This is a genomic window from Geodermatophilus sp. SYSU D00710 (assembly GCF_054050195.1).
This window is the reverse complement of the sequence record NZ_JBJGYX010000104.1, coordinates 1-7,775: the sequence shown is the minus strand read 5'-3', so window position 1 is coordinate 7,775 and position 7,775 is coordinate 1. Positions and strand designations below refer to the sequence as shown.

Below are 7,775 nucleotides of genomic sequence, written 5' to 3'. Positions count from 1 at the left end.
CCCCCCCCCCCCCCCCCCCCCCCCCCCCCCCCCCCCCCCCCCCCCCCCCCCCCCCCGCCCCCCCCCCCCCCCCCCCCCCCCCCCCCCCCCCCCCCGGACCCTCCCCAGCGGCGACCCGCTGGTGACCTTCCGTCTCGTCGTGCGCCGACCCGAGCCGCGGGCCCGCGGGTCCTCGGTCGACGTGCTGACCTGCATCACCTACGACCGCGGCCTGCAGCGGCGGGTGGCCGCCTGGGAGGCGGGCGACGTCGTCGAGGTGGAGGGCGCGCGGCAACGGCGGTTCTGGCGCACCGGCCAGGGCACCGTGTCGGTGTGCGAGGTGAACTGCCGGCGTGGCCGCAAGGTCCCGCGGTCAGGAGCCCCGGGGACGGTGCGGACGGCGTGAGGAGCCCGGAGGCGGCGCGGTCCTCAGCCGGCGTGCGGCCGCAGCACCAGGCCGGTGCGCGGCTTGGGCACGAACAGCGTCGACTTGCGCGGCATCCGCGCCCCGGCACGGGCGACCGCGGCGACGTCGGCGGGGGAGGGTGGCCGCAGCAGCACCGCCACCCCGGCCCGTGCGCCGGCCAGTCGCACCGCCTCGGGGAGGTCGTGCGCCACCAGCAGAGAGCCCGGGTCGTCGGCGCGGCCCCACAGCGCGGTCACCAGGCCGGCCGTGGCGAGCACGACGTCGAGCCGCCGCCAGGACGGGGGCGCCTCGGCCGGCACCGTGGCGCGGACCTCCGGCGTGGGGTCGGACAGGCGCAGCAGGCGCCGGCCGTCGGTGACCAGGAAGCCGTCGTCGAGCGTTCCCAGCAGCGGCCGGGCCGCCGCGGCGACGGCGAGCGGGTCCGCCTCCGCGGGCACCTCGGTCACCGTGAAGCCGCGCGCGGCGGCCTCCCCGGCGTGCTGCAGCGTCAGGTCGGGAACGACCCGGTGGATCGGCTCGACACGCAGCCCGCCGGCGCCCATCGGGGTGAGCAGCGCCAGGATCCGGCAGTCGCCCTGGCAGTCGCCCCGGGGATGGGTGCGGTGCAGCGCCTGGGCGGCGGCGTAGCGGTGGTGCCCGTCGGCGATGACCGCACCGGTGCGGGCGAGAGCCTCCTGCAGGCGCCCCAGGACGTCCGGGTCGGTCACCCGCCACAGCCGGTGGGCGACCCCGTCGGCGTCGACGACCTCGAGGTCCGGGGCGCCGGCGCCGGCCGCGGCGGTCAGCGCGGCGACCTCCGGCTCGGTGTCGTGCGCGAGGACGATCGGCTCGAGGTCGGTGGCCGTCGCCGCCAGCAACGCCCGGCGGCCCTCCACGGCCGCGGGGAAGGTGTCCTCGTGCGGCAGCACCGCCCGCCCGCCCGACCCGGCGACCGCGACCGCCCCGAGCCAGCCGACCGTCGGCGGTCCCTCGGCCGGTCGCATCTCGTAGCGCCACATCGCCGGGCGGTCGTCGAGCACCAGGACCCCGGCGCGCTCCCACGCGTGCAGCGTCCCGGCGGCGCGGGCCGCGACGTCGCCGGCCGCCGCCGGACCGGTCGCACCGGCGGTACCCGGTCCGGACGTGCCCCCGGGGAGGATCAGGCGGACGATGTTGTGCGGGTCGGCGGCAGCCAGCCGCTCGGCGCCGTCCGGGGTCACCAGGTCGTACGCCGGCGAGCTCACGCGGGCCAGGTGCCCCGGGTCCCGCTGGCGGTAGGTGAGGGCCCGGAAGGGCCGGACGTCGAGCCCCGTCGCGAGGCGTGGCGGGGAGCCCAGCGGCGACGGGTGCACGACATGATCGTAGGAGCCGTCCGCTCCGGGCCGCCCGGGCGACCGGTCCCCGGGTCCGGACGCGCTCCGGGCGGGGGAGGCGGACCCGGGGAGGACGGGAGGGCGTCGGTGGCGACAGCAGGAGCCCCGGGACGGGGTACACCCGACGGGCAGGGACCCGAGGGCGGGGTCTACGAGTGGTACCGCCGCGGCCTGGACCTGCTCAGCAACGGCGACCCCGCGGCCGCGGCGACCCTGCTGACCCGGGTCGCGGAGGCCGAGCCCGGCTCGCGCAGCGTCCTGGAGGCGCTGGCCCGCGCCCAGTACGACGCCGGCCGCTACGGCGAGGCCGTCGACAGCTTCGGCGAGCTCGCCGCCGGCAACCCCACCGACGACTACGCCCACTTCGGCCTCGGCCTGGCCGCCAGCCGCGCCGGGGACCTGGACCTGGCCGCAGAGCACCTGGCCCTCGCGGTCGCCCTGCGTCCCGACCTGCCGCACTACGCGCGGGCGCTGCGCGGGGTCCGGGCACGACGGGCGTCGGGACCGGGGGCGGCGTGAGCACCGTCCCCGGCAGTCCCGTGCCGGGCGGTCTGGCCGCCGGCAGTCCCCGGCCACCCGCCGAGCTCTTCGACGTCGCCCTGCTCGACCTCGACGGGGTCGTCTACGTCGGGCCCGACGCGGTGCCCGGGGTCCCGGCCGCGCTCGCCGCCGCCCGGGCGTCGGGCATGCGGCTGGGCTTCGTCACCAACAACGCGGCGCGCCCGCCGGACGAGGTGGCCCGGCACCTGGCGGAGCTCGGCGTCCCCGCCACCGCCGACGAGGTGATCACCAGCTCCCAGGCGGCCGCCTCGGTGGTCGCCGCACTGCTCGGTGCCGGTGCCCGGGTGCTGCCGGTCGGCGGGCCCGGTGTTGCGGCGGCGCTGCGGGCGGCCGGGCTGACCGTCGTGGAGCGGGCCGAGGACGACCCGGCCGCGGTCGTCCAGGGCTACGGGCGGGAGGTCGGCTGGGCGCAGCTGTCCGAGGCGGTCGTCGCGGTCCGGCGCGGCGCCCGGCACGTGGCCACGAACGCCGACGCGACGATCCCCTCGCCGCGCGGTCCGCTGCCGGGCAACGGGGCGATGGTCGGCGTGGTCCGCGGGGTCACCGGCGTGGCGCCGATGGTCACCGGCAAGCCCGACCCGGCGATGCACGCCGAGTGCGTCCGCCGCACCGGGGCGCGGCGCCCGCTCGTCGTCGGCGACCGGCTCGACACCGATATCGAGGGCAGCCACCGCGCCGGCGCCGCGAGCCTGCTGGTGCTCAGCGGGGTCACCGACCCGGCGCTGCTGCTGGGCGCGGGCCCTCTCCACCGCCCCGACCTGCTCGCGCACGACGCCGGCGGCCTGCTGGTCCCGCATCCCCCCGTCGTCGCCGAGGAGGGCGGCTGGCGCTGCGGCGGCTGGGCGGCATCCGCCGACGGGGACGGCACGCTCGTGCTGCGCGCCGTCCCGGACGTCGCCGGCCGCGACCGCGCGAGCGGGGACGACGGTCTCGACGGGCTGCGTGCGCTGTGCGTGGCGTCCTGGTCGCGCCCGGGGGAGCCGGCCGCGCCGGCGGTGCGCGCCGGTGACGACGACGCCCGCCGCGTGCTCGCCGGCTGGGACCTGGCCCGGTGACGAGGACCGCCGGGCGGCCGCGCGGGCCGGGGCGCCCGGCCCGTCCCGGTGCCCCGTGGGGCCGTCCCCGATCCCGTCCGCGCGGCGGTCCGCGTCGGTCCCGGCCGGTAGTCTCGCGGGCCGGGGACGCCGCCGCGTCCCGTCCCGGGCCCGCCGCCCGGAGACCTCCTGCTCCCTCGTCCGGAAGGTCGCTGCCATGACCGAGCCGAGCCGACCGCGACCGGTCCCGGGCCCGCCGCGGACCGGTCCCGCCGCCGCGCCGGTCGCCGGCACGGCCGCTCCGGCCGGCCCCGGTGCACTCGTGGCCCCGGCCCCGGCCCCGGCCGACGGCACGGGCGCCGCCGTGGGGAACCCCCTGGCCGGGCTCGACCAGCGCCCCGTCGCCGAGCACGTGGCCGTCTTCGAGGCCGAGCACGACCGCCTGCGACGCGAACTCGCCACGATCGACCAGCTCTGATGCCGCGCCGCAGCCGACTCGACGCCGAGCTGGTGCGGCGGGGACTGGCCCGCTCGCGCGAGCACGCCGTCGAGCTGATCTCCGCGGGTCGCGTCGCCGTCGCCGGGCAGGCCGCGACCAAGCCGGCCACTGCCGTCGACCCGGCCACCCCCGTCGTGGTGCGCACCGACCCCGACGAGCAGCGCTGGGTCTCCCGCGGCGCGCACAAGCTGCTCGGCGCGCTCGACGCCTTCGGGGTGGCGGTGGCGAGCCGCCGTGCGCTGGACGCCGGTGCCTCCACCGGCGGGTTCACCGAGGTGCTGCTGTCCCGCGGCGCCCGCGAGGTGGTCGCGGTCGACGTCGGTTACGGCGAGCTGGCCTGGTCGCTGCGCACCGACGAGCGGGTGCGGGTGCTCGAGCGGACCAACGTCCGCACGCTGGAGCCGGCGCAGATCGGCGGCCCGGCCGACCTGGTCGTCGCCGATCTGTCGTTCATCTCGCTGCGGCTGGTGCTGCCCGCGCTCACCGCGTGCGCCACCGCGGAGGCCGACCTGCTGCCCATGGTCAAGCCGCAGTTCGAGGTCGGCCGCGAGCGGCTGGGCTCCGGCGGGGTCGTCCGGGAGCCGGCCGCCCGCGCGGACGCCGTCCTGGGGGTGGCCACGGCCGCCGCCGACCTGGGCTGGGGGACCGCCGGGGTGGTGGCCAGCCCGCTGCCGGGCCCGGCGGGCAACGTGGAGTTCTTCCTGTGGCTGCGCCGCGACGCCGGGCGCCCGGAGGAGTCCGCGGTGCTGAGAGCCGTCGAGGAGGGCCCGCGGTGACCGCCCGGGCGGGCGGGCCGGTCGCGGGGGACGCTGGGACGGAGCCCGCGACCGACCGGGACCGCAGGACGGGTAGAGCAGCGACGGGACCGCACAGTGACCAGCGTGGAGGACCGATGAGCGAGTCCGGCCAGGACGCATGGCGTCCCGGTGGCGGGCGGCACGTGCTGCTGGCCGTGCACACCGGGCGCGAGGACATCGTCGAGCTGGCGCGCAGCTCCGCCGCCCGGCTGGCGCGCGCGGACATCACCGTGCGCGTGCTCGAGGACGAGGCCGACGACCTGGGCATCCCGGGCGCCGAGGTGGTCGCCGCCGACGCCGAGGCGGCCCGGGGGGCCGAGATCGTCATGGTCTTCGGCGGTGACGGCACGTTCCTGCGGGCCGCCGAGCTGGCCCGCTTCAGCCACGCGGCGCTCATGGGCGTCAACCTCGGCCGCGTCGGCTTCCTCGCCGAGACCGAGCCCGAGGCGGTCGAGGAGACCCTGACCGCCATCGAGCGCTGCGAGTACGCGGTGGAGAAGCGGCTCGCCGTCGAGGTCGACGTCGTCGACGCTGCCGGTGCCGTCGTCGGCGGCACCTGGGCGCTCAACGAGGTGTCGGTCGAGAAGGCCCAGCGCTCCCGCGTCCTCGACGTGGTGATCTCCATCGACGGCCGGCCGCTGACCAGCTTCGGCTGCGACGGCGTCCTGTTCGCCACTCCCACCGGCTCCACGGCCTACGCCTTCTCCGCCGGGGGCCCGGTGGTCTGGCCCGACGTCGAGGCGCTGCTGCTGGTGCCGACCAACGCGCACGCCCTGTTCGCCCGGCCGCTGGTCACCTCGCCGGACTCGGTGCTGTCGGTCGCCATCCCGCCCGACGGCAACCGCGCCCGCGTGTCCGCCGACGGCCGCCGCGCGATGGACGTCCCCGACGGCGGCCGGGTCGACGTCCGGCGCGCCGAGCGGCCGGTGCGCATCGCCCGGGTGCACGCGGCCACCTTCGGCGACCGGCTGGTGGCCAAGTTCGGGCTGCCGGTGCGCGGCTTCCGCAACGCCCGCCGGCACGACCCGGGCCACGAGCTGCCGCCGTCGCGCAACGTGCTCATGCGTGACGTCGTGTCGCTGCCCCCGGGCGGCAACGGCGCACCCGCGACCCCGGCGACCGGGCGGGAGGAGGTGTGCGATGGCTCCGCGGACGCCGACGCGTGAGCGGGCCGGGCGGACCCGGCGCGCCCCGGCTCCGGAGACCGCGCCGGCCGAGACCCCGGCCGAGACCCCGGCCGAGGCCGAGGTGGCGGCGACACCGGAGGCCGCCGCCGGCTCCGCGACGCCGGACGCCGCGCCCGCCCGGGGCCGGCTCACCGAGTTGCGCATCCGCGGCCTGGGCGCCATCGACGACGTCACCCTCGAGCTCGGCCGCGGCCTGACCGTGGTCACCGGCGAGACCGGTGCCGGCAAGACGATGGTCGTCACCGGCCTGACGCTGCTCTTCGGCGGCCGCGCCGACCCCGGCCGGGTCCGCGCCACCGGCCGGGCCGGCGTCGAGGGGCGGCTGGAGCTGCCCGCGGAGTCCCCGGTGTGGGAGCGGGCCGCCGAGGCCGGCGCCGAGCCCGACGAGGACGGCTCGCTGATCCTGGCCCGCACCGTCAGCGCCGAGGGCCGCTCGCGGGCGCACCTGGGCGGGCGCAGCGTGCCGGTCGGCGTGGTCGCCGAGCTGGCCGAGGGGCTGCTGGCCGTGCACGGGCAGAGCGACCAGCTGCGGCTGTCCCGCCCCGCCGAGCAGCGGCACGCCCTCGACCGCTACGCGGGCCCCGCGCACCTGGAGCTGCTGGAGACCTACCGCGCCGCCTACGCGCACTGGCGCGAGCTCGCCGCCGACCTCGACCGCCGCCGCGGCCAGGCCCGCGAGCTGGCCCAGGCCGCGGACGTGCTGCGGCACGGGCTGGAGGAGATCGAGGCGCTGGCCCCCGAGCCCGGCGAGGACGACGCGCTCGACGCCCAGGCCAAGCGGCTCGGCGACGCCGACGCGCTGCGGGCCGCCGTCGACGAGGCCCGGATGGCGCTGGTCGGCGACGTCACCGGCGACCTCGGCACCGAGGGGCTGCCGCAGGACGCGACCGCCGCCCTGGCCACCGCCGAGCGGGCGCTCGCGACCACCGACGACCCCGCGCTGGTGCTGCTCGCCCGCGACCTCGCCGACGCGGTCGCGGTCGTCTCCGACGTCAGCGTCCAGCTGGCCGGCTACGTCGCCGACCTCGACGCCGACCCGGCGCGGCTGGCCGAGGTCCTCGACCGGCGGGCGGCGATCACCGCGCTGGTCCGCAAGTACGCCGACCCGGGCGAGGGCCTGGCCGGCGTGCTGGCCTGGGCCGAGGAGGCGCGCGAGAAGCTGTCCGCGCTCGACGTGTCCGACGAGGCCCTCGAGGCGCTGGCCGCCGCCCGCGACACCGCCCGCGCCGAGGTCGACGAGCTCGCCGCCCGCATCTCCGCCGGCCGCCGCGCCGCCGCCGACGGGTTCGCCGCCGAGGTGGGCCGGGAGCTCGCGGGCCTGGCCATGAAGAGCGCCCGGGTGTCGTTCTCCATCGACAGCCATCCCGGCGAACCCGGCCCCGACGGCACCGACGAGGTCGCCCTGCTCATGGCCGCCCACCCCGGCGCCCCGCCGCGGCCGGTGCACCGCGGCGCGTCCGGCGGCGAGCTCTCCCGGGTCATGCTCGCGATCGAGGTCGTCTTCGCCGGCGCCGACCCGGTGCCGGTGATGGTCTTCGACGAGGTCGACGCCGGCGTCGGCGGACAGGCGGCCGGCGAGATCGGCCGGCGGCTGGCCCGGCTGGCCCGCGACCACCAGGTCGTCGTGGTCACGCACCTCGCGCAGGTGGCCGCCTTCGCCGACACCCACCTGGTGGTCGACAAGTCGCCGGACACCGCGGCCGGGGTCACCGCCACCGACATCCGCGCCGTCGACGGCGAGGACCGGGTGCGCGAGCTGGCCCGCATGCTCTCGGGCCTCACCGACAGCGACACCGGCCAGGCCCACGCCCGGGAGCTGCTCGCGGTGGCCGCGGCCGCCCGGGCCTGACGGGCCCCGGGGGCCCCCCGGGGGGGGGCCGCGGGGGGGGGGGGGGGGGGGGGGGGGGGGGGGGGCGGGGGGGGGGGGGGGGGGGCGGGT

Annotated in this window: 8 protein-coding genes; 7 read left to right on the top strand and 1 reads right to left on the bottom strand. The window is 79.4% G+C overall.

Translation table 11 applies throughout. The features are described 5' to 3' along the window. The first annotated feature begins 139 nt into the window (after nucleotides 1–139). On the top strand, nucleotides 140–385 hold the full coding sequence (locus tag ACI78U_RS24505) for a hypothetical protein (RefSeq protein ID WP_456878055.1): 246 nt from the start codon (nucleotides 140–142) through the stop codon (nucleotides 383–385). Nucleotides 386–408: 23 nt separating this feature from the next. Here ACI78U_RS24505 and ACI78U_RS24500 read toward each other — a convergent pair whose 3' ends face one another. Then, a complete protein-coding gene (locus tag ACI78U_RS24500) occupies nucleotides 409–1,737 on the bottom strand; it encodes a DUF1015 domain-containing protein (RefSeq protein WP_456878054.1) in 1,329 nt (442 codons plus the stop codon). A gap of 108 nt (nucleotides 1,738–1,845) precedes the next feature. Between ACI78U_RS24500 and ACI78U_RS24495 the strand changes: the two genes are divergently transcribed. From ACI78U_RS24495 to recN, 6 genes are all read left to right on the top strand, one after another. Beyond that, entirely contained in the window at nucleotides 1,846–2,277 is a 432-nt protein-coding gene (locus tag ACI78U_RS24495) for a tetratricopeptide repeat protein (protein WP_456878053.1), read from the top strand. Next, nucleotides 2,274–3,374, top strand: coding sequence for an HAD-IIA family hydrolase (locus tag ACI78U_RS24490; protein ID WP_456878052.1), 1,101 nt, complete (start codon nucleotides 2,274–2,276; stop codon nucleotides 3,372–3,374). The genes ACI78U_RS24495 and ACI78U_RS24490 overlap by 4 nt, the downstream gene beginning before the upstream one ends. Nucleotides 3,375–3,570: 196 nt before the next feature. Next, the gene (locus tag ACI78U_RS24485) at nucleotides 3,571–3,831 is read left to right on the top strand and encodes a hypothetical protein (RefSeq protein WP_456878051.1); all 261 of its coding nucleotides are present in this window, start codon (nucleotides 3,571–3,573) and stop codon (nucleotides 3,829–3,831) included. Next, on the top strand, nucleotides 3,831–4,628 hold the full coding sequence (locus ACI78U_RS24480; RefSeq protein ID WP_456878050.1) for a TlyA family RNA methyltransferase: 798 nt from the start codon (nucleotides 3,831–3,833) through the stop codon (nucleotides 4,626–4,628). The genes ACI78U_RS24485 and ACI78U_RS24480 overlap by 1 nt, the downstream gene beginning before the upstream one ends. 116 nt (nucleotides 4,629–4,744) lie before the next feature. Continuing rightward, a complete protein-coding gene (locus tag ACI78U_RS24475) occupies nucleotides 4,745–5,815 on the top strand; it encodes an NAD kinase (protein ID WP_456878049.1) in 1,071 nt (356 codons plus the stop codon). Further along, entirely contained in the window at nucleotides 5,790–7,685 is a 1,896-nt protein-coding gene (gene recN, locus ACI78U_RS24470) for a DNA repair protein RecN (RefSeq protein ID WP_456878048.1), read from the top strand. Before ACI78U_RS24475 ends, recN begins: the two co-directional genes overlap by 26 nt. Nucleotides 7,686–7,775: the final 90 nt, after the last annotated feature.